This is a genomic window from Thermovibrio sp. (genome assembly GCA_015488335.1).
Lineage (GTDB): Bacteria > Aquificota > Aquificia > Desulfurobacteriales > Desulfurobacteriaceae > Balnearium.
The window spans coordinates 17,292-36,766 of record WFNZ01000035.1; the positions used below are offsets into that span (position 1 = coordinate 17,292).

A 19,475-nucleotide genomic window follows, 5' to 3' on the forward strand; every position below is an offset into this window, starting at 1 on the left:
CTCCATTACTCTTTAAGGTTAAGGTAGTTGATGAATGGAACCTCTTTCCCTGCAGCAGCCTGCATTACCTTGTCTATGGCCTCCTCAATGTGGTGGACGTTTGTATCCCTTCCACCTAAACCGTAGATGAAGCTGACAATGGGGTAGTGTTTGTTCCTCAAGTACATTGCAGTGGCAACGTCGCTGTAGAGGGGTCCTCCAACTGCTCCAAAGGTTTCAGCTCTGTCAAATACACCAACGGCCTTGCAGTTTGAGGCCTCTATTGCGTCCATAACGTCGTAGTACGGGAAAGGCCTGTAAGTTCTAATTTTGATGAGACCTACTTTAATGCCTTTCTCATCCCTCAGTTTATCTATTACGTACTTGGCAGTTCCGGCAGTTGAGCCGATAACTATGAGGATGTAGTCGGCATCTTCGGTTTTGTAGGTCTCTATGTGTTCGTACTTTTTGCCGAAGGCTTCTTCAAAGGCCTCACCTACCTCTCTTATTACCTTGTAGGCGTTCATCATGGCCTCCCTCTGCTGCCTCTTAAACTCCATGTAGGAGTCTGTCATGGCAACGGGGCCGTGGGTTACGGGGTTGTCAACGTCTAAGAGGGGGTACATAACCTTTGTCTCCCCAACAAACTCCTCAACGGCTTTGTCTGGAAGGAGCCTGACTCTCTCAATTGAGTGGGAGATTACAAAGCCGTCCATTCCAACCATTACGGGAAGCCTTGTTCTCTCATCTTCAGCTATCTTTATAGCCTGAATCAGGTTGTCGTACTGCTCCTCAGCGTTCTCAGAGAAGATCTGAATCCAGCCCTGGTCTCTGGCTCCCATCATGTCAGACTGGTCGCCGTGGATGTTGATGGGGGCTGAAAGTGCCCTGTTTACAACCGTCATAACGATCGGAAGCCTCATTCCGGAAGCGATGCCGAGGACTTCCCACATGTAGGCAAGACCGGGACCTGCCGTTGCTGTCATTGCCCTGCTCCCGGCAGCTGCGGCACCAACGCAGGCAGACATTGCGGAGTGCTCACTCTCAACGGGAATGTACTCTGTATCAACCAAACCGTTGGCGACGAAGTCTGCAAAGAACTGCATAAGCTCCGTTTGGGGAGTGATCGGGTATGCCGCAACAACGTCTGGGTTTATCTGTCTCATGGCCTCGGCGGCTGCCATGTTTCCCGAGTAGGGAACGTACTTAACCTCTTTTATGAGCTCAGGCCTCATTTCAGTCCTCCTCCCGGAACAGGTATTCGGGTTTCATCTCAAGGGCGTTGGTTGGACACTCGTGGGCACAGATTCCGCAGCCTTTACAGTGGTCGTAATCAACGCCAACCATCTTCTCTTCCTTAACTAAAATGCAGGAGTCTGGGCAGAAGACCCAGCAGAGCATACAGTTGACGCACTTGTCAGACTCAAATACAGGTCTCCAGGCCCTCCACTCTCCGGTGTGGTACTTCTCACTTGAACCGGGTTCAGGTATAACTGCTCCTATGGGTAACTCTCTCCAGCTCTTCATTCTGACCTTACCTCCTTATAAGCTCTGTGTAGTGCCCTTATGTTTGCGTTGAGGGCGTTCTCTGAGATCTTCTTGCCGAAGGCTCTTTTGATGTCTTCTTCAACGGTTTTGATGTCTACAAGGCCGTTCAGGACTTTTACGAGAGCTCCAAGCATCGGAACGTTCATGAGGGGTCTTTTCAGCTCCTCCATTGCAATCTTCGTTGCATCTACGGTGTAGATTTTTCTCCCCTTGATGCCGTATTTCTCTCTTATTTCCTGAGGAGATTTGTCTGTGTTGATGATGAGGATTGCGTTTTCGTCTGTTCCCTCTAAGAAGGGAACGGTTTTAAGGAGCGTCGGGTCAACAACTATAACGATGTCGGGGTTTATGACCATACAGTGGAGAGTGATGGGTTTTTCGGAAACCCTGTTGTAGGCCCTTAGGGGAGCTCCCGACCTCTCAGCTCCGTAGTCGGGGTTGCTCTGAGCGTACTTACCCTCCTCAATAACGGCAGAGGCCAGAATCTTTGATGCCGTAACGGCACCCTGACCACCCCGGGCGTGCCACCTAATCTCAATCATTTCTTCCTCCAGCTATGAGTTTCTTATCTTCAAAGGCTTTCCTGAGAGTTAGCTCGTCTGATGCATCAATCGTTCCACCGTAGGGGATTCCGTAGCTTATCCTGTAAACCTTAACTCCTAAATTCTCAAGCCTGTCTATCAGGAATTTGGCCGTTGCCTCACCTTCCACTGTTGGGTTGAGGGCGATTATTACTTCTTTAACACCGCCTCTCTTTATCCTTTTAAAAAGGTCCTCAATGTTGAGGTCTTCAGGTGAAATATCCTCTAACGGTGAAATAACTCCTCCTAAAACGTGGTAGAGCCCTTTATACTCGCCTAACTTCTCTATTGAAACGGCGTCTCTGGGCTGTTCAACAACGCAGATGGTAGTTCTGTCCCTCTCCTCGTCTGAACAGATGGCACAGAGCTCCCCCGTTGCAGGAAGACCACACTCTTTGCAGGGGTGAACGGCCTCAAGCTCCCTTAAGGCATTGGAAATTATCTGTTTCCTGTCTTCAGGAAGCCTTGAAAGGGCAAGGACAGCCCTCTCTGCAGCCCTCTCGCTTATGCCGGGAACTTCTGAGAGGAACTCAATGAGGAGCTCCAAGTTCTCAGGATATATCAAAACAGACCTCCAAGGTCTATTCCAAGCCCCCCTGTAATCTTCTCCATCTCCTTAGCTATTGTATCCCTCGCCTCCTTAAGGGCGGCGTTGGCGGCAGTGAGAACTAAGTCCTCTATCATCTCCTTATCACCAGACTCTATAAGCTCCTGTGATATCTCAACGGAGACGAGCTCTCCGGAGCCTTTCGCGACAACCTTTACAGCTCCACCGCCGGCTGTTCCTGTAAACTCCTTCTCCTCAAGCTCTTCCTTCATCTTCGCAGCCTGCTGTTGAAGCTGCTTTGCCATACGCATCAGCTGGTTTATATTTCCGCCTCTGAACATAGAACCTCCACAGTTTAAAGTGTGTTTTAATTGTAAACAAACTGTAAAAAGTTCACAACTGAAAGAAGGGGTGAGATGGAGCTTGACAAGGAGAGGGTAGCCGTAATTGCCGTTAAGAGGCCAAAAGAGGAGATTGACCTTGAGGAGCTCCGTGGACTAATAGAAGCCTTAGGTGGTGAGGTTATTCAGGAAATTGTCCAGAAGAGGAAGAACTTTTCACCATCTACGTACATCGGAAAGGGAAAGCTCTCAGAGATTGATACGGAAAATGCAACGCTGATAGTTGCCTACCACCCCCTCACCTACTCACAGAAGAGGAACATTGAGGAGATTACAGGACTTCCCGTTATAGATAGGACAGAAGTAATCCTTGAGATATTTGCAAGGAGGGCAAGGACTAAGGAGGCGAAACTTCAGGTTGAGCTTGCAAAGGCCTACTACCAGCTCTCCCACACAAGGGGAATGGGTAAGGAGCTCTCAAGGTTAGGTGGTGGAGTTGGAACGAGGGGACCCGGTGAAACAAAGACCGAAGTTGAAGCAAGGGCAATACGGAGGAAGATTCACAAGCTAAAGAGGGAGCTCCAGGAAGTTCTGAAGAGGCAGGAGCTCGTTAGAGAAGGTAGGAAGAAGAAGGGGTTTAAGACTGTTGCCGTTGTTGGGTACACAAACGTTGGAAAGTCAACTCTCGTTAAAGCCCTCACTAAGAAAGACGTTTTTGTAAAGGACATGCCCTTTGCAACATTAGACGTTAAAACGGGAGCTCTCTACCTGAGCGGCGAGAAGGTTCTCATCTCAGACACGGTAGGTTTCATAAGGAACCTTCCCCACGAGCTTGTAGCCTCCTTCAGGGCAACTCTCAGCGAGGTTAAGGAAGCAGACCTCTTATTGATTGTCTTTGACGTTTCATCTAAAAAGCTTGAGGAGGAGCTCCACTCTGTAAAGTCCGTTCTCAAAAGGCTTAAAAGCTGGGAAAAGCCCAAAATTTTTGTTGCCAACAAGGTTGATAGGGTGGTAAAGAGCCAGGAAGGGATGGAGGAACTCCACCACCTGATTGCAGGGAAGATCCCTGAAGAGAACCCGGAAGTTGTTTTCGTCTCAGCAAAGAAAGGGTGGGGACTTGATGAGCTAAAGGAAAAGATTGAAGAGAAGCTAAAGTCTGTCAGCTCCTCTTAATCATATCCTCCAAAGAGTCAACCTCTTCAGCCTCTTTGAGCTTTGAGTAGGCTCTCTTAATCATCTTCTCGTCGTCTGCCGTTTCAACTATTTTCTGATAGAACTCCTTTGCTTCACTGAACTTTCCAGACTCAAAGAGGGCATCTCCTACAACCTCTGCAACCTCGCAGAACTCCTCTTCAGAGAGCTCCGGATTCTGAAGGACGAACTTCCCCACCTCAACGATATCTGAGAGCCTCTCCTGTTCCAACAGAATTATGGAGAGCTCTGAGAAGACGTCTAAAAGAACCCAGACGTTGTCTGTCGTGTAGAGTATCTCCCTCAAAATCTCCTCAGCCTGGTCGTATCTTCCCTTTTCTGCAAGGAACTCTGCAAGCATTTTAAGGGCGTCGTCCCTTATGAACCCCTCAGAGACGGAGACGGCCTTTCTGTAGTAGTGCTCGGCAATCTCCTCTTTTCCTAAGAGGTCGTAGAGAGCTCCCGCACTCTGGAGAAGGTAAACGGCGTCGGGGTAGAGCTCTAAAGTGTTGTGGACAACCTCAAGGGCTCCCCTGTAGTCCTCATCGTTTACAAGAACCTCTATGAGCTTCTGCCTGTAGTCGGCGTTTCTATAGTCTAAACGGCAGGCCTCACGGAGCTCCTCTTTGGCCTCCTCTAACTTCCCCCAATCGGCGTAGACTTTTCCAAGCTCGTAGTGGAGCTCCGCAGAATCCATAAGCTCCAATCCCCTCTTTAAAACGGCCTCTGCTTTTCTAAAGTTCCGCCTTAAAGCGTAGTAGCGGGAGAGCTCCACGTAAGGGAACTTGGAGTAGGGGTCTAAAGTCATCAGGTTTTCTAAAGTCTTAACCATCTTCTTGTGGGCGCTGGTCTCCCTGTAGAGGCGGTAGAGTTCTAAGTAGGCCTCTTTTTCAAAGGGGTTGAGCTTTATTGACTCAAGGAGTTCCCTTTCGGCGGCCTTAAAGTTCCTCATAGAGGCAAGGGTGATTCCACGCTGGAGGAGCTCCCTTGAGCGGAGTTCAGTATCCAAAAACCTTGCCTCTTCAAGGTAGACCTCGGCCTTTTCGCTGTTTCCAAGCCCCTCGTAGGCCTCGGCCAGAAGGAGGTAGTAGTCAACGTCTCTAACCTTGTTCTTCTCAAGCTCCTCAACGGCTTTCCTGAAGTTTTTTGACTTTATGAGGTTCTGGGCTCTCTCAAGGATGGATTTAAGGTTGGGCTTCTTCTCCTCGTAACTGTTCCTCACTAAAGGTCTCCTGAAATCACAGTTGAGATAGGTTCTGATTTTAAGTATAAATCTGGTCAACCGATTTTCAACCGGAGGGAAAATGCTCTCTAAAATAAGGAACAATCTAAGGGCCTTCAGTCTTCCCTTATGGATAGTTGCAGCTTCCTTTGTTGGAACGATTTTCCTTGTGTGGGGAAAAGGCTCCGTTTCAGGACCATCTGGAAACGAGATTGCAACAGTTAACGGCGAAGGGATAAAGCTTCCGGAGTTCAGCAGGGAGTACTCAACCGTTGTAAACCAGCTGAAGGCACAGTTTGGTGAGAACTACAGGAAGATAGTAAGCGATGAGGACATTAAAAGGCTTGCACTCCAGAGGCTAATAACCAGAAAGCTCCTACTTCAGGAGGCAAAAGAGGAAGGTTTAAAGGTCAGCGACTGGGCTGTTGCAAAGGCGATTGAGGAAATTCCTGCCTTTCAGAAGAACGGAAAATTCTCTGTGGAACTATACAAGGAGTTCTTAAGAGCAAGGCGCTTAACTCCATCGGCCTTTGAGAAGACGGTAAGGGAAGATTTACTGATCCAAAAGCTCCTCTCTGTTGTTAACAACGCCCCATCTTTAACAAAACCTGAAATAGACATCTTCTACAGGAAGTTCTTTGGAAGCAGGAAGTTCAGCTACAGGCTCTTTCCGTTCAGCCAGTTTAAACCTGAAGTTTCTGAAAAGGAGGCAAGGGAATACTACGAAAAGCACAGAGAGGAGTTTGCTGAAAAGGGAGAGACGGGAGAGTTCCTCCTGAAGTTCCCAAAAACGGCCGAAGGTGAGAAGGAAGCCCAGAAGGCCTTTAAACTCGCAAAGGATGGAAGGTTAGAGGAGCTCCTCAAGATGAACCCGGCTAAACTGAAGGACAAGGAGCTCCAGAAGGAGCTTGAGAAGAAGAACTTTGTCTTCAGAAGTCAGGGAAATCAGCTTCTTCTCGCCTTTAAGGTTCAGACAAAGAGGTATAAGCCCTTTGAAGAGGTGAAGGAGCAGATAGTTAAAACGATTTCTCTTCAGAAGGCGGTTAAAGAGGCAGAAAAGGCAGCTGAAGGGTATAAAGGGGAGCTCCCCAACCAGACAGAACCACTTGACAGAGCCCAGTTCACAGAGAAGTTCAGGCCTGTTGAGAGCCCCGAGAAGCTATTTACCGCAAAGGTTGGAGAGAGAGTTGTTCTAAGGCTTTCAAACGGCTACGGCGTTTTCTCCCCTCAAACAGACCTTACCGTAGAAAAGGTTGACCCCAAAAAGGTTGAAAAGCTGAAACAGTTTCTCTTAGCCCAGAAACAGCAGAGCGACTACACAGACTTTATAAACCTTTTAAGGCAGAAGGCAGATATAAAGGTAAATATGGAACTTTTCAGGAGTCTGAAGTGAAAAGTATGACGGGATACGGAAAAGGAATAACAGCCAACGAACTTGTGGAGATAACGGCAGAAGTCAGGAGTCTAAACAGCAAAGCCCTAAAGGTCAGGTTCTCCATTCCAAGGCTCTTCAACCCCCTCATAAACCAGCTCAACAGCCTTATCTCTACCTACGTTAAGAGGGGAGACTTGGAGCTCCACGTTAAGTATAGAACCTCTCCAGACTTTCAGGTTCCTGTAAGCGTAAACTACTCAGAGGGCCTGGCATACATAAGGGCAGCTGAGAGATTGGGAGCTCTCTCCGGGAAAGAAATAACAGTTTCACTGAAAGATCTCCTATCAATTCCAGAGGTTTTTCAGAAAGAGGAGATTGACGTTGAACCCTTTAAAGAACCGCTCCTTGAGGCTGTAGAAAAGGCACTATTAGAGCTTGACAGTGCAAGGAAATCTGAGGGAGAGAAGCTGAAAGCCTTTTTTGAAGAGCACCTCTCTGTAATAGAAGAAACAGTTGGAGAGCTTGAGAAATCGGTTTCTGAGATTGAGAGAAAACTCTTTGAGAAGCTGAAGGAGAAGGTGAAAAAGCTCCTTGAAGGAGAGGAGATTCCTGAGGAGTTTGAGAAGAGGGTAGAGCTTGAGGTGGCACTCCTTGCCGAAAAGCAGGACGTTTCAGAGGAGATCTCCCGCCTCAAAGCCCACGTAAAGCGGTTCAGAGAGATAATGGAAATTGAAAACGAACCCATAGGAAAAACCTTAGACTTCCTGTGTCAGGAGATGCACAGAGAGATAAACACCCTAGGGAACAAGGTAAAGGAGATAGACATCACAGAGCCGGTTCTAAGGGTAAAGACCGAAATCGCAAGGATTAAGGAGCAGGTTCAAAATGTTGAGTAATAAGCTGAAGGGTCTTTTAATCGTCATCTCCGCCCCGTCTGGAACGGGAAAGACAACGCTGACCCACATGCTCCTTAAAGAGTTTCCAGATATGGAGTTCTCGGTCTCATACACAACCAGAAAGCCAAGGCCTGGAGAGGTTAACGGAAAAGACTACTTCTTCGTTGACAAGGAAACCTTTGAGAGGATGATTGAAGAGGGGGATTTTTTAGAGTGGGCAGAGGTCTACGGGAACCTCTACGGAACCTCTAAAAGCCAGGTTCTTAAAGCCCTTAACGAAGGAAAGGACATTCTACTTGACATAGACACCCAGGGAGCTCTCCAGGTAAAGAAGAACTTTCCCGAGGCCGTCCTCATATTCATTCTCCCTCCGTCGTTTAAAGAGCTTGAGAGGAGGCTCAGAAGCAGAGGAACCGACGACGAGGAGACAATAGAGAAAAGGCTGAAGATAGCAAGGGTAGAGGTAGAGAGAGCTCCCCTCTACGATTACATAGTTGTAAACGATGTTTTGGAGAAGGCCTACGAAAAGCTCAGGTCAATTGTGATAGCAGAAAAGTGCAGAACCGAAAGGCTTAAAGGCCAGTTTGAGAAGATAGTGAAAGATCCGGAGATGGTGGAGCTCCTTGAAAAGGGAGCAGAACTAAATTGAGAATCAGAACCCCATAAGAGGAAGAGATGGCAACGGCTCAAAAAGAGAAGAAAGAGGTCAAGACGGCAAAGAAGAGGAAGCGGATACCGAAAGAGCTCATCTACGAGATGCGCCACGGAAGCCCCATCTACTACAGGGACTACGACCTTGTCCTTTCCGGTGAGAGGAGTCTGGAGGAGGTAATGGGAAGCAGCGGATTACAGTCTTATTTAGTTACTCTGTTACTCTCAATACTTTACCCAAAACTCAAAAAACTGGGCTACACAGTTTTGGGAAATGAAGTGGGATACAAGTTCGCCCCAAAGAGCTGGTATAACCTTGACATAGCAGTCTGGGAAAAGGAGAAGGCTAAGCCCTACCTGAAAAAGGACACCTACGTTGAAGTTCCGCCGAAGGTTGTCATAGAGGTTGACACAAAGGCAGATCTGAGGAAGTTCACAACCCCCATGGACTACTTCCACAGGAAGACAAAAGACCTGTTAGAGGCCGGAACAGAGAGGGTTATCTGGATATTTACGAAAGAGAAAAAGGTCTGGGTTGCAGAGAAGGGAAAGCCGTGGCTCATAGTTGACTGGGACTACAAAATACCTATCCTTGAAGGCATCACAATTACACTAAAAGACCTTGTAGAGGAGGAAGAGAATGGCTAAGAGGATACCCTTAGAGCCTGTAGTTGAGAAAGTTGGGAACTTCTACGAAACAGTCCACGTTGCAGCCAAAAGGGCAAGGCACCTCTACACAGTAGACCCCTACACTTTTGGAAAGGACGAGAAAGGAGAGGAACATAAAAAGACCGTAATCGCACTCTTTGAAATCCTTGAAGGAAAGGTCTACCCCAAGAGAGAGGAGTAATGGGGTTTAAGGTAGTTGAGAACTACAGAGTCTGCGGAAGAGACTACCTCTTAACTGTTGAGGCAGACAGAGAAACTGTTGAAAAGATAAGGGCAGGCCAGTTTGGAATGGTTCAGGTGCGGAGCTCCATCCAGTTTGACCCGCTACTCCGCCGCCCTTTAGGAATTTTCAACGTTGAGGGAAATCGGGTCTCTTTCCTCTACAGGGTTTACGGAAGGGGAACGGAGCTCCTCACAAAAACAGAAGCCGGAGAAGAGGTTGAAGTCCTAATGCCCCTTGGGAACTCAATACCCGAAGACAGAGAGAAATACCTCTTCATTGCCGGAGGGATAGGAATAGGAGGCCTTTTCCTGGCTGCAAGGTGGTTTGAAGAGGCTGGAAAAGATGTTGTTGTCCTTTACGGAGAGCGGAGCTCCGAGAACCTCTCAGGGCTTCCCTTTTTAGAAAAGTATGGAATAGAAACTGTTGTCTACACGGAAGACGGCTCTTACGGGAAAAGAGGGCTTGTAACGAAGGAGCTCCCAGAATTCAAAGACTACACCTGGGTGGCCTGCGGGCCAACGCCGATGCTTAAAGCTGTTAAGGAGATTGCAGAAGAGGAAAAGGCAGAGTGCTTCCTCTCTTTAGACAGGAGAATGGCCTGCGGTGTAGGTGCCTGTCTGGGGTGCACGGTTAAGACGACAGAAGGCTACAAACGGTGCTGCGTTGAAGGGCCAATCTTCAGAGCTGACGAGGTTATCTTCTAAAGGAAACCTCTTTTCAAATGAGAATCATTCCCATTTAGGAATCACAGGACTAAATTAAGGAGAAACTTTCCTGTTTGGTGGTTTAAATGGCAGAGGAGAAAAAGATACTTGGAATAACTGACGAGCTCGTAGAGAAGTGCGTTCGGTGCGGCTCCTGCCGGCAGGTCTGCCCCGTCTTTAACGTAACACATGAGGAGCCTTCCGTTGCAAGGGGAAAGATTTTCTTAGCAGACCTAATTAACAAAGGAAAAGCTGAGCTTGACAGGGAAGCTGCCCACTTTTTCAACCTCTGCACAACATGTTTAAGGTGTGCCGAAATATGCCCGGTAATGGTTGACTATGAGAAGATAATCATCTCTGCCAGGACCAAAGCCGTTGAGAAGTTTGGACTTCCGCCGGAAAAAGCAGCAGCCGTTAAGCTCTTCTCAAACAGGAATCTCCTTGAAACTGTTGGGAAACTCACATCTCCTCTAACAAAGCTCTTTACGAAAAAGTCAAACAGCCCCCAGAACAGGCTATTGCCGATAAAGGTTCCTAAACTTGGAAAAGTCCTACTTCCTCAGCCAAGCTCAAAACCTTTCAACGACAGGGATAAAGTTTTCCCGGCAAATGGGAAGGAAAAGGGCAAAGTGATTTTCTTTACAGGGTGTATGTTCAACAACTTCTACACAGAAACGGCAGAGAACGTCGTTAAGGTTTTAAACGCCCTCGGCTATACAGTCTTTGTTCCGAGGGAGCAGTTCTGCTGCGGAGCTCCCACCTTCTTCTCTGGCGACCTCAAATCCTTTGAGAAAATGAAAAAGAAGAACCTGAAAGGCTGGGGAGGTGAAAAGGCAGACTTCGTAGTCTCCGCCTGTGCAACCTGCGGCCACGTTTTAAAGGGAGAGTATAAAGAGCTGAGAGTCCCTGTGAAAGAACTCATTGAAGTCCTCTACGAGAACATTGAGGAGATTGGAAAGTGGAAACTTCCCAAGAAGGTAAAGGTTACCTGGCACCACCCCTGCCACATAGTAAGAGGCCAAAAGATCCCCCGCCACTACCCGTTGGACGTTCTAAAGGTTCTTCAGAACGTAGAGTTTGTTGACATGCCCGAGTCCGACAACTGCTGCGGAATGGGGGGATCCTTTAAACTCTCTCACCCCGAAATCTCTAAAGAAATTCAGCTCAAAAAGGCAAGGAATGCCGAATCAACCGGAGCAGACGCCGTTCTAACAGAGTGCCCCGGCTGTGTCATGAACATTGCTGAAGGTCTTGAGAGAATAGACTCCGAAAAGCAATCTCTCCATATTGCAGACCTGCTTGCCGAATGCTTAGAATAGATTTAAAGATTGATATAATCGTGAATTATGAAACAGCTTACCTGGCTAATTTTTATTCTTTACCTTTTCATAACTGGATGCAGTACTGAAAGACCTATCTACGTTATTTCTTCATCCCCTCACCTACAGTTACCATTCAAAGCGAGTAAATTTTTTGGATTTTTTGATAAAAACGGAATAAACCTCCAGCTAGACTCGGTTGAGAACAGTGACTCACTCTTAAGATTTCTTAACTTTAGTAAATATTCTGTCGTTTTAACAGATTTAAAAACAGCTCGGAAATTGGAAAAACTATCGTCAAAATGGCAGCAAATCTGCACTATAGCCCTCAAAAGAAACAAAGAAAAACCGATAATCGGGGAAAAGGAGAAATTTGTTCTTCTAATGAGAGATTCTTTACTAAAGAGACATAAAGATGCAGTAAAACTTGTAGAGGGGTGGAACTACGGAGTAGACCTCCTTAAAGATCCGGCCGTCGTAAAGCTACTTTCGGCAAAAGAAGTTCCATACAGGTTTTTCCACTGCGGAAAGTGAGGAAGGGGTGAGAATTGACAAGTACTGGCTCCTATCGGCAATAACACTTGTGGTATCCGTTCTTATAGGAGTAGGAACATACCTTATCAGCTACCAGTTTTTCAAAGACGAACTTTTAAGAAACAGTGTAAAAAATGCAGAAAACTACATTGAAGTAACAGCTGTTTCCGTAGGATCAAAGAAGAAGTCCCGACAATTGATTGAAATATTAGAGAGAGCTCCTTACATAGAAAAGGTTTACATGACCGCCCCTAAAGAGAGATCAAAATTTCTCATAGAGAAGGAACTACTCTTCCCCGACGGAAAGGAGAAAGTTTTCGTCCTTCTTAACAAGAACCTGATAGTAGAAAGGTCAAGCGAATCCGCCCAGAAAGTTTCACTTATCATATTTGTAGTCACATTAATTCTAACAGGATTTATCTTAATAGCCGTAAGAAATTTCTACCTGAAACCTCTCTGGAAGATAAGGAGAGAGATCGGGAAAATTTCAAAAGGGGAGCTCTCCAAACTACCAGAAGGCAGAACTGACGATGAGTTCAACAGAATAAGATCAAGTATTAATCAAATGATTGATACTATAAGAAGGAAAACAGAGAGAGAAGATGTAATTTCTCAGTTTATCTACTTATTAACTATTGGAAAGGGCTTCAATGGAGAATTTGTAAGCCTTATGAGGAAAGTTTTAAACATTACAGACTGTGATGGTGTAATAATTGGCGTAAAAGAACCAAAAAGTAAAAACATTCAAATCAGATTAATACCAAAAAACGAGAACGAAGAGCCACTTATTTTAAATAAAGCTATAGAAAAACTCCAGGGAATAGAGCCATACCTTTTAGAACTACAGAGAGAAGTAGAAACAACAAAAGTTTCTATACTCTCAACCTTAGAAAAGAATTTAGGTATTAAATATATTTTCGGAATTCCTTTAACTGTGATGTCAGAAACTGTAGGTTTCATAATCTTTTTCAAAAAAGAAACAGAACCTGTAAAGGAAGAGGTTAAACACTTTATAAGGAACATAGCCAGGTCAATAGCAATTTCCGTAGAAATTAAAAACCTTATAAACAGCCTTGAAGAAAAACTTAAGAGGGAAAAAGAACTTACAGAGAAAATCGTAAAAAGTTTAGTAAGGGGTATAGAGATAAGGGACTCTTACACGAAAGGCCATTCTGAAAGGGTGGCATTCTTCTCAAAGAGAATTGCAGAAGCAATGGGACTGAAAGAGAACGAGGTTAAAGCAATATACATAGCTGGACTGCTTCACGACATAGGAAAGATAGGCATCCCCGACAGTATTCTCCTAAAACCGGGAAAACTATCTGACGATGAATACGAGATAATAAAATTCCATCCCTTACTCAGCTATGAACTTCTTAAACACATAGATATTCTAAAAGACTCTCTACCCGGAATAAAGTATCACCACGAAAGGTGGGATGGAAGCGGCTATCCTGAAGGACTTAAAGGGCAGGAAATCCCCCTTCAGGCAAGGATACTTGCAGTAGCAGACTCTTTTGACGCTATGACGAGCGATAGGATATACAGAGCAGGTATACCTAAAACCCAGGCAATTGCGGAGCTCCGCAAACTGGCCGGAAAGCACTACGACCCTGAAGTTGTAGAAAACGCTCTTTACATTCTCCTCAACGAAGAACCTCCACCACCTGAAGACTTTATCTCATCGGAGTTTCTTAACGTTGTAGAAGAAAGAAGACTTGACTACTACCTGAGAGACTCTTTAACAGGTGTATTCAACAGAAACGCCTTAGAACTGGCTTACAAGATAGCAAGAGAACGCTTTAAAGAACCAATGGCCTTTACGGTAGATATAAAGGAGCTCCGCAACATAAACGTTAAAGAGGGATGGGAAAAGGGTGACCAGATACTGAAGAAGATGGTGGAGCTCCTTCAGACAAAACTGAAAGACGCCATCATCGTAAGGTACTCTGGAGACAACTTCCTGATATTCTTCCCTCAAAGAGAGGCTGTAGAAACAGCAGTAAGAGAGATAGAAAAGGAACTCGGAATAAAACTCACCTTCCACCAAATAGAGAACTTCAAAGACATAGAAGCTCTCAAAGTAGAACTTACCACCCTTGAGTTTGAGTCGTAGCTTCTTCCTTGTAAAAGTTCTGTAAAAATTTTGTTAAAATGATTACCAATTTCAGTGGCGGGAGGAAAGAATGAAAATCCACGAGTATCAGGCTAAAGAGATATTTAAGAAGTACGGCCTGCCCGTTCCGAGGGGAATAGTTGCCCACGACGCCAAAGAGGCAGAGTGCGCAGCAAAAGAGCTTGGAACACCAGTAGTTGTAGTTAAGGCCCAAGTTCACGCCGGTGGAAGGGGTAAGGCAGGTGGAGTCAAGCTTGCAAAGTCCCCGGAAGAGGCCGGCAAAATAGCTGCCGAAATGATAGGCAGCAGGCTCAAAACCTATCAGAACCCTGAAGGCCTGCCCATAAACTGCGTCCTCATTGAAGAAGGGGTAAACATAGATAAGGAGTTCTACGTAGGCCTCACTTTGGACAGGGAAGTTTCAAGGCCTGTATTTATGGTCTCTGCAGCAGGCGGAATGGAGATTGAGGAAATTGCAAAGACAAACCCCGAGCTGATAATAAAGGAGCACGTTGACCCTGCAATCGGTCTTTTACCTTACCAGGCAAGGAAGATAGCCTACAAGATAGGACTTACAGATAGAAAACTGGTCAGCCAGTTTGTGAAAATCCTTATGACCCTATCAAAGATGTACTTTGACCTTGACGCTTCACTCATTGAGATAAACCCGCTGGTCAAAACGAAAGAGGACAACTTCATCTGCTTAGACGCAAAGATTGACTTTGACGACAACGCCCTCTACAGACACCCAGACATTCAGGAGCTTGAAGACACAACTCAGATTGACCCGTTAGAGCTTGAGGCCAAGAAGTGGGACCTCAACTACGTGAGGCTTGATGGAAACATCGGCTGTATGGTTAACGGTGCCGGCCTTGCAATGGCAACTATGGACACGATCAAGTTCTACGGCGGAGAGCCTGCAAACTTCTTAGACGTTGGTGGAACAGCTACTGTTGAGAGGGTAGCTGCAGCGTTCAGGCTTCTCCTCTCAGACCCTAAAGTGAAGGCAATCTTTGTAAACATTTTCGGCGGAATCGTAAGGTGCGACAGGATTGCCGGAGGAATTATAGAGGCCGCAAAACAGGTTGATCTTGACAGGCCTCTAATCGTTCGCCTTGAGGGAACGAACGTTGAGCTTGGAAGGAAGATGCTTGAGGAGAGTGGCCTCAACATAATCCCTGCCAAAGACATGGCAGACGGTGCACAGAAGGCTGTAAAAGCAGCAAAAGGTGAACTATAAGGAGGGGAAAATGAGCGTTTTAGTAAATAAAAACACGAAAGTAGTTGTTCAGGGGCTTACAGGTAAGGAGGGCTCTTTCCACGCGAAGCAGTGTTTAGACTACGGGACTCAGATAGTTGCAGGTGTAACTCCCGGTAAGGGTGGGCTCATCTGGAAGGACGATGAAGGAAAGTATGAGGTTCCCGTTTTCAATACGGTTGAGGAAGCTGTAAAGGAAACAGGAGCAGACGCCTCCCTCATCTTCGTTCCACCTGCCTTTGCGGCAGACGCAATAATGGAGGCAGCAGACGCAGGAATTAAGCTGATCGTCTGCATCACAGAGGGAATTCCCGTTAATGACATGGTTAAGGTTAAGAGAGCTCTGGAAGGAACTGGCGTTCGTTACATCGGTCCCAACTGCCCAGGGATCATCACTCCAGAAGAGTGTAAGATGGGAATTATGCCCGGCCACATCTTCAAGAAGGGAAGGGTTGGAATCGTATCCCGTTCAGGGACCCTTACTTACGAAGCTGCCTACCAGCTGACAACGAGGGGAATCGGCCAGTCAACTGTTATTGGAATCGGTGGAGACCCTGTTCCAGGAACAACCCACAGGGAAGCCGTTGAGATGTTCAACAACGACCCCGATACAGATGCAATTGTCCTCATAGGGGAGATTGGCGGAACTATGGAAGAGGAAGCCGCAGAATACATTAAGGAGAACGTTGAGAAGCCTGTTGTTGCATACATAGCCGGAGTTACAGCTCCTCCGGGAAGGAGGATGGGACACGCTGGAGCAATTATCTCTGGCGGTAAGGGAGACGCTAAGAGCAAGATGGAAGCATTAAGAGCCGCCGGAGCTTACGTCTGCAACACTCCCGCCGAAATTGGCGAGATGATGGAAAAAGCCTTAAAGGAAAGAGGACTTCTCTAAAGGAGGAAAGTATGGCTGTAAAGGGAATTGTTGAAGTTAGAGAGGACTGGTGCAAGGGGTGCAACATCTGCGCATCAGTCTGCCCCACAAAGGTTCTTGAGCTTGACAAAGTTAGGGCAGTCATGACCGTTGCACATCCTGAGAAGTGTATTGGATGTAAGCAGTGTGAAATGATATGCCCCGACTTCTGCATCTACGTTTTCACTCCAGAGGAGTACAAAGAAATAGCAAGCGCTTAAGGGAGGAAAGTATGGCAAAGCTTGAGATTAAGTATGGAAACCACGCCTGTGCAGAGGCTGCAATCCTTGCAGGCTGCAGGTTTTATGCAGGTTACCCGATTACACCATCTTCTGAGATCGCTGAGAGGATGGCGGAGCTCCTACCCCGCCACGGAGGAGCGTTCATCCAGATGGAGGACGAGATAGCCTCTATGGCTGCAGTTGTTGGAGCTTCTTTTGCCGGCGCAAAGGCTATGACAGCAACCTCTGGCCCCGGTTTCTCACTGAAACAGGAAAACCTCGGCTATGCGTTTATGGTTGAAGCTCCCTGTGTTGTAGTAAACGTTCAGAGGGGCGGCCCGTCAACAGGTCTTCCAACCCAGATCGGCCAGCAGGAGATTATGCAGTCCCTCTGGGGAACCCACGGAGACAAGCTTATTCCCGTCTTCTACCCGGGAAACGTTCAGGAGATAATGGAAGAGACGATTAGGGCGTTCAACTGGGCAGAGAGACTGAGAACTCCCGTTGTTCTCCTCTTAGACGAAGTCCTCGGCCACATGAGGGAAACCGTTGACATGGAGCAGTTCACACCTGATAAGGTTGAGATCTGGAACAGGAAGATGCCCGACGTTCCACCTGAAGAGTATCTTCCATACAAGCCCGGAGAGGACGACGTCCCTGCAATAGCTCCCTACGGGACACCGGGATACAGGGGACACGCAACAGGTCTTCACCACGACTACACAGGCTTCCCAACAACAAACCCTGAGATGTGCGAAGAGCTGATTGAGAGGCTCATCAGGAAGGTTAAGAGAAATCAGCCTGAGATGGAGAAGAACGAGGAGTATAAGTTAGACGATGCCGAAGTGGCAATTGTGGCCTTTGGAACAACTGCAAGGGCTGCAAAGACTGCCGTTGACATGGCAAGGGAGAAGGGAATCAAGGCAGGCCTTTTAAGGGTTGTAACCATCTGGCCATCTCCGGAAGAGACACTCAACAAGCTGGCAAAACACGTTAACGCAATCTTAGTTCCAGAGCTCAACATGGGTCAGTACGTCCTTGAGGTTGAGAGGTGCGCCAGGGGAGAAGCTCCCGTTTACAGGCTCAACAGGGCAAACGGTAAGGTTATCTACCCGTCTGAGATCCTCTCAAAACTTGAGGAGATTGCAAAAGCAAGAGTTTAAGGAGGTAAGTAATGAACGTTCCCTTTGAGAAAGTTCTTGAGAAAAAGGAGTCTTACTTTAAATACTTAAGGCTTGACAAGCTCCCAACCATCTGGTGCCCTGGGTGTGGAATCGGTCAGGCACTTAAGGCAACCTGCATGGCCCTCTACGACCTTGGAATTGATAATGACCAGGTTGCAATGGTTTCAGGTATCGGATGTTCTTCAAGGACTCCCGGTTACTTTGACGGATTTACTCTACACACAACCCACGGAAGGGCTTTAGCCTTTGCAACAGGCCTGAAACTATTTAAGCCTGAGCTCACAACGATTGTCTTCACAGGAGACGGAGACTGCTTTGCAATCGGCGGAAACCACTTCATCCACGCAGCCCGCAGGAACATTGACGTAACAGTTGTTATGATCAATAACTGGATATACGGAATGACCCACGGACAGGTTTCGCCGACAACTCCCCTTGGCTCACAGACAACAACAACTCCTGGCGGAAACTACGAGCCCAACTTTGACGTTGCAGAGCTTGCAAAGGCCGCTGGAGCAACCTACGTTGCAAGGGGAACCGCCTACCACGTTACAGAGCTCAAGAAACTAATTCAAGACGGTATAAAGCACAAAGGGTTTTCATTCATTGAAGTTCTCTCTCCATGTACAATCATCTACGGAAGGAAGAACAGGATGACCTTTGAAGAGATGTACATGTGGCTCAAGGAGAACACGATTCCCGTTAAAGCGTGGGAGAAACTTCCAGAGGAGAAAAGGGCTGGAAAGCTCCCAAGGGGTGTTCTCTACCACGACGACTCAAGGCCTGAGTATACAGAGGTTTACTGGAACAGGGTTAAGCAGCTTTCCGGAGGTGAAAAATGAGGTATGAGGTTAGGGTTATAGGTTCGGCCGGCCAGGGTTCAATTCTGGCCGCTGTTGTTCTTGCTACTGCTGCCGCCGAGGAAGGACTCTGGGCTACCCAGACGGCAACTTACGGCGCTGCAATGAGGAGCGGAACATCACTTGGAGATGTAGTAATCTCTGATCAGCAGATAGACTTCCCTCAGGTAACTGAGCTTGACGCAGTAATCATCCAGTCTCAGGAAGCTTACGATGAGATGGTTAAGGGTAAGCCTGTAAGGTTAGACCCTGAGTGTGGAGAGAACACGGCAGACGTTCTTGTTAACGTTAAGCCGGGAGCTCTCGTAATAGTTGACGAAGACCTCGTTCAGTGCGACCTTGACTGCAACATGTACAGAGTTGTCTCCGCTCCCATTGCAAGAACTGCAGCTGAAGGCCTTGGAAGAAGGCAGGTTATGAACATAGTTGCCCTTGGAGTCTTCCAGGTTGCAACATCACTCCAGTTTGACGGAAAGCCCCTCATTTCTGAGGAGTCTTTCCTGAAGGCTATTGAGAAGAGCGTTCCAAAGCGCTTCATTGACCTCAACAAAACAGCTTTCCAGGAAGGCGTAAAGATAGGAAAGGCTGCCCTCCAGAAGGCTTAAGTTCTTAAAGGGGGAGCTCCCTCCCCCTTTTCAATTTCCCCTCTATCAAAATCAGAACTTTCCAACAACCATTCTATAATTCTTTAAAACCCAACAGGAGAAAAAGCCTTGAAACCGGAAGATATTGCAAGGTTTATGGAGGAAAACGACCGAGTTGCAAAAACTTTCGGAATGAAAGTTAAAGAGGTAAGAGAAGGGTATGCTCTTGTGGAGCTCTCCGTAAACGACTCAATGCTCAACGCAGCTGGAGTGTGCCAGGGTGGAGTAATTTTTTCACTCGCCGATTTTGCCTTTGCAGTTGCCTCTAACAGCTACGGAAACGTAGCCCTTGCAACATCAGCAAACATCAACTTCACAAAACCAGCTCTAAAAGGGGAAAAGCTCACAGCAGAAGCAAGAGAGGTTAACAGAAGCAGGAGGATCGGCGTTTACGAGGTTCAAGTAAAGAAAGGGGATGGAACAACAGTAGCCCTCTTTGTTGGCCAGGCTTACTTCACAGATAAGCCCATTTGTAATTCCTAAGAAGAACCAATAAGCT

At 46.9% G+C, this 19,475-nt stretch carries 23 protein-coding genes; 17 read left to right on the forward strand and 6 right to left on the reverse strand.

The window, feature by feature from the left end:
- Positions 1-5: 5 nt before the first annotated feature.
- The 5 genes from porA to F8H35_RS04215 are packed head-to-tail and all read right to left on the reverse strand — an operon-like array spanning position 6 to position 2,996.
- A complete protein-coding gene (porA, locus tag F8H35_RS04195) occupies positions 6-1,214 on the reverse strand; it encodes a pyruvate ferredoxin oxidoreductase (protein ID WP_472572296.1) in 1,209 nt (402 codons plus the stop codon).
- Between the two features lies 1 nt (position 1,215).
- Positions 1,216-1,506 carry a pyruvate synthase subunit PorD gene (gene porD / locus F8H35_RS04200; protein ID WP_472572297.1) on the reverse strand — a complete coding sequence of 97 codons (291 nt, stop codon included), beginning with the start codon at positions 1,504-1,506 and terminating at the stop codon, positions 1,216-1,218.
- Positions 1,503-2,069 (reverse strand): 2-oxoacid:acceptor oxidoreductase family protein, encoded by a 567-nt coding sequence (locus F8H35_RS04205; protein ID WP_472572298.1) that lies wholly within the window; start codon positions 2,067-2,069, stop codon positions 1,503-1,505. The genes porD and F8H35_RS04205 overlap by 4 nt, the downstream gene beginning before the upstream one ends.
- Complete coding sequence (gene recR / locus F8H35_RS04210; RefSeq protein ID WP_472572299.1) at positions 2,062-2,673, reverse strand: recombination mediator RecR; 612 nt, start codon at positions 2,671-2,673, stop codon at positions 2,062-2,064. Before recR ends, F8H35_RS04205 begins: the two co-directional genes overlap by 8 nt.
- Positions 2,670-2,996, reverse strand: coding sequence for a YbaB/EbfC family nucleoid-associated protein (locus F8H35_RS04215; protein WP_472572300.1), 327 nt, complete (start codon positions 2,994-2,996; stop codon positions 2,670-2,672). The genes recR and F8H35_RS04215 overlap by 4 nt, the downstream gene beginning before the upstream one ends.
- A 75-nt stretch (positions 2,997-3,071) precedes the next feature.
- Between F8H35_RS04215 and hflX the strand changes: the two genes are divergently transcribed.
- Positions 3,072-4,169, forward strand: a complete 1,098-nt coding sequence (gene hflX / locus F8H35_RS04220; RefSeq protein ID WP_472572301.1) for a GTPase HflX — start codon at positions 3,072-3,074, stop codon at positions 4,167-4,169.
- Here hflX and F8H35_RS04225 read toward each other — a convergent pair.
- Positions 4,156-5,409, reverse strand: a complete 1,254-nt coding sequence (locus tag F8H35_RS04225; RefSeq protein ID WP_472572302.1) for a tetratricopeptide repeat protein — start codon at positions 5,407-5,409, stop codon at positions 4,156-4,158. The genes hflX and F8H35_RS04225 overlap by 14 nt on opposite strands.
- 82 nt (positions 5,410-5,491) lie before the next feature.
- Here F8H35_RS04225 and F8H35_RS04230 point away from each other — a divergent pair, with 82 nt between their 5' ends.
- The 16 genes from F8H35_RS04230 (at position 5,492) to paaI (ending at position 19,459) form a co-directional block, all read left to right on the forward strand.
- Complete coding sequence (locus tag F8H35_RS04230) at positions 5,492-6,802, forward strand: peptidylprolyl isomerase (protein WP_472572303.1); 1,311 nt, start codon at positions 5,492-5,494, stop codon at positions 6,800-6,802.
- Between the two features lie 5 nt (positions 6,803-6,807).
- Positions 6,808-7,680 carry a YicC/YloC family endoribonuclease gene (locus F8H35_RS04235; RefSeq protein WP_472572346.1) on the forward strand — a complete coding sequence of 291 codons (873 nt, stop codon included), beginning with the start codon at positions 6,808-6,810 and terminating at the stop codon, positions 7,678-7,680.
- A complete protein-coding gene (gmk, locus tag F8H35_RS04240) occupies positions 7,670-8,329 on the forward strand; it encodes a guanylate kinase (RefSeq protein WP_472572304.1) in 660 nt (219 codons plus the stop codon). Before F8H35_RS04235 ends, gmk begins: the two co-directional genes overlap by 11 nt.
- Before the next feature lie 26 nt (positions 8,330-8,355).
- Positions 8,356-8,979 carry a Uma2 family endonuclease gene (locus F8H35_RS04245; RefSeq protein ID WP_472572305.1) on the forward strand — a complete coding sequence of 208 codons (624 nt, stop codon included), beginning with the start codon at positions 8,356-8,358 and terminating at the stop codon, positions 8,977-8,979.
- Complete coding sequence (rpoZ, locus tag F8H35_RS04250; protein WP_472572306.1) at positions 8,972-9,181, forward strand: DNA-directed RNA polymerase subunit omega; 210 nt, start codon at positions 8,972-8,974, stop codon at positions 9,179-9,181. Before F8H35_RS04245 ends, rpoZ begins: the two co-directional genes overlap by 8 nt.
- Positions 9,181-9,927 (forward strand): iron-sulfur cluster-binding protein, encoded by a 747-nt coding sequence (locus F8H35_RS04255; RefSeq protein ID WP_472572307.1) that lies wholly within the window; start codon positions 9,181-9,183, stop codon positions 9,925-9,927. Before rpoZ ends, F8H35_RS04255 begins: the two co-directional genes overlap by 1 nt.
- 86 nt (positions 9,928-10,013) lie before the next feature.
- Positions 10,014-11,246 carry a (Fe-S)-binding protein gene (locus tag F8H35_RS04260; protein WP_472572308.1) on the forward strand — a complete coding sequence of 411 codons (1,233 nt, stop codon included), beginning with the start codon at positions 10,014-10,016 and terminating at the stop codon, positions 11,244-11,246.
- A gap of 282 nt (positions 11,247-11,528) precedes the next feature.
- On the forward strand, positions 11,529-11,780 hold the full coding sequence (locus F8H35_RS04265) for a hypothetical protein (protein WP_472572309.1): 252 nt from the start codon (positions 11,529-11,531) through the stop codon (positions 11,778-11,780).
- A gap of 7 nt (positions 11,781-11,787) precedes the next feature.
- Positions 11,788-13,896, forward strand: coding sequence for an HD domain-containing phosphohydrolase (locus F8H35_RS04270; RefSeq protein ID WP_472572310.1), 2,109 nt, complete (start codon positions 11,788-11,790; stop codon positions 13,894-13,896).
- Between the two features lie 70 nt (positions 13,897-13,966).
- Entirely contained in the window at positions 13,967-15,136 is a 1,170-nt protein-coding gene (sucC, locus tag F8H35_RS04275) for an ADP-forming succinate--CoA ligase subunit beta (protein ID WP_472572311.1), read from the forward strand.
- A gap of 10 nt (positions 15,137-15,146) precedes the next feature.
- Positions 15,147-16,049 (forward strand): succinate--CoA ligase subunit alpha, encoded by a 903-nt coding sequence (gene sucD, locus F8H35_RS04280; RefSeq protein ID WP_472572312.1) that lies wholly within the window; start codon positions 15,147-15,149, stop codon positions 16,047-16,049.
- 11 nt (positions 16,050-16,060) lie between these two features.
- A complete protein-coding gene (locus F8H35_RS04285) occupies positions 16,061-16,288 on the forward strand; it encodes a 4Fe-4S binding protein (protein ID WP_472572313.1) in 228 nt (75 codons plus the stop codon).
- 11 nt (positions 16,289-16,299) lie between these two features.
- Complete coding sequence (locus F8H35_RS04290; RefSeq protein ID WP_472572314.1) at positions 16,300-17,451, forward strand: 2-oxoacid:acceptor oxidoreductase subunit alpha; 1,152 nt, start codon at positions 16,300-16,302, stop codon at positions 17,449-17,451.
- 11 nt (positions 17,452-17,462) lie between these two features.
- Positions 17,463-18,314, forward strand: coding sequence for a 2-oxoacid:ferredoxin oxidoreductase subunit beta (locus F8H35_RS04295; protein ID WP_472569092.1), 852 nt, complete (start codon positions 17,463-17,465; stop codon positions 18,312-18,314).
- The gene (locus tag F8H35_RS04300; RefSeq protein ID WP_472572315.1) at positions 18,311-18,937 is read left to right on the forward strand and encodes a 2-oxoacid:acceptor oxidoreductase family protein; all 627 of its coding nucleotides are present in this window, start codon (positions 18,311-18,313) and stop codon (positions 18,935-18,937) included. Before F8H35_RS04295 ends, F8H35_RS04300 begins: the two co-directional genes overlap by 4 nt.
- Positions 18,938-19,045: 108 nt before the next feature.
- Entirely contained in the window at positions 19,046-19,459 is a 414-nt protein-coding gene (gene paaI / locus F8H35_RS04305; protein ID WP_472572316.1) for a hydroxyphenylacetyl-CoA thioesterase PaaI, read from the forward strand.
- Positions 19,460-19,475 lie beyond the last annotated feature (16 nt).

What these genes read in the sequence shown, in the direction of transcription:
- hflX (WP_472572301.1), top strand. Translation starts at nt 3,072, where the DNA reads ATGGAGCTTGACAAGGAGAGGGTAGCCGTAATTGCCGTTAAGAGGCCA.
- F8H35_RS04295 (WP_472569092.1), top strand. Translation starts at nt 17,463, where the DNA reads ATGAACGTTCCCTTTGAGAAAGTTCTTGAGAAAAAGGAGTCTTACTTT.
- F8H35_RS04300 (WP_472572315.1), top strand. Translation starts at nt 18,311, where the DNA reads ATGAGGTATGAGGTTAGGGTTATAGGTTCGGCCGGCCAGGGTTCAATT.
- F8H35_RS04235 (WP_472572346.1), top strand. Translation starts at nt 6,808, where the DNA reads ATGACGGGATACGGAAAAGGAATAACAGCCAACGAACTTGTGGAGATA.
- F8H35_RS04285 (WP_472572313.1), top strand. Translation starts at nt 16,061, where the DNA reads ATGGCTGTAAAGGGAATTGTTGAAGTTAGAGAGGACTGGTGCAAGGGG.
- gmk (WP_472572304.1), top strand. Translation starts at nt 7,670, where the DNA reads ATGTTGAGTAATAAGCTGAAGGGTCTTTTAATCGTCATCTCCGCCCCG.
- F8H35_RS04255 (WP_472572307.1), top strand. Translation starts at nt 9,181, where the DNA reads ATGGGGTTTAAGGTAGTTGAGAACTACAGAGTCTGCGGAAGAGACTAC.
- F8H35_RS04215 (WP_472572300.1), bottom strand. Translation starts at nt 2,996, where the DNA reads ATGTTCAGAGGCGGAAATATAAACCAGCTGATGCGTATGGCAAAGCAG.
- porD (WP_472572297.1), bottom strand. Translation starts at nt 1,506, where the DNA reads ATGAAGAGCTGGAGAGAGTTACCCATAGGAGCAGTTATACCTGAACCC.
- F8H35_RS04230 (WP_472572303.1), top strand. Translation starts at nt 5,492, where the DNA reads ATGCTCTCTAAAATAAGGAACAATCTAAGGGCCTTCAGTCTTCCCTTA.
- F8H35_RS04205 (WP_472572298.1), bottom strand. Translation starts at nt 2,069, where the DNA reads ATGATTGAGATTAGGTGGCACGCCCGGGGTGGTCAGGGTGCCGTTACG.
- F8H35_RS04290 (WP_472572314.1), top strand. Translation starts at nt 16,300, where the DNA reads ATGGCAAAGCTTGAGATTAAGTATGGAAACCACGCCTGTGCAGAGGCT.
- sucC (WP_472572311.1), top strand. Translation starts at nt 13,967, where the DNA reads ATGAAAATCCACGAGTATCAGGCTAAAGAGATATTTAAGAAGTACGGC.
- sucD (WP_472572312.1), top strand. Translation starts at nt 15,147, where the DNA reads ATGAGCGTTTTAGTAAATAAAAACACGAAAGTAGTTGTTCAGGGGCTT.
- porA (WP_472572296.1), bottom strand. Translation starts at nt 1,214, where the DNA reads ATGAGGCCTGAGCTCATAAAAGAGGTTAAGTACGTTCCCTACTCGGGA.
- F8H35_RS04260 (WP_472572308.1), top strand. Translation starts at nt 10,014, where the DNA reads ATGGCAGAGGAGAAAAAGATACTTGGAATAACTGACGAGCTCGTAGAG.
- rpoZ (WP_472572306.1), top strand. Translation starts at nt 8,972, where the DNA reads ATGGCTAAGAGGATACCCTTAGAGCCTGTAGTTGAGAAAGTTGGGAAC.
- F8H35_RS04245 (WP_472572305.1), top strand. Translation starts at nt 8,356, where the DNA reads ATGGCAACGGCTCAAAAAGAGAAGAAAGAGGTCAAGACGGCAAAGAAG.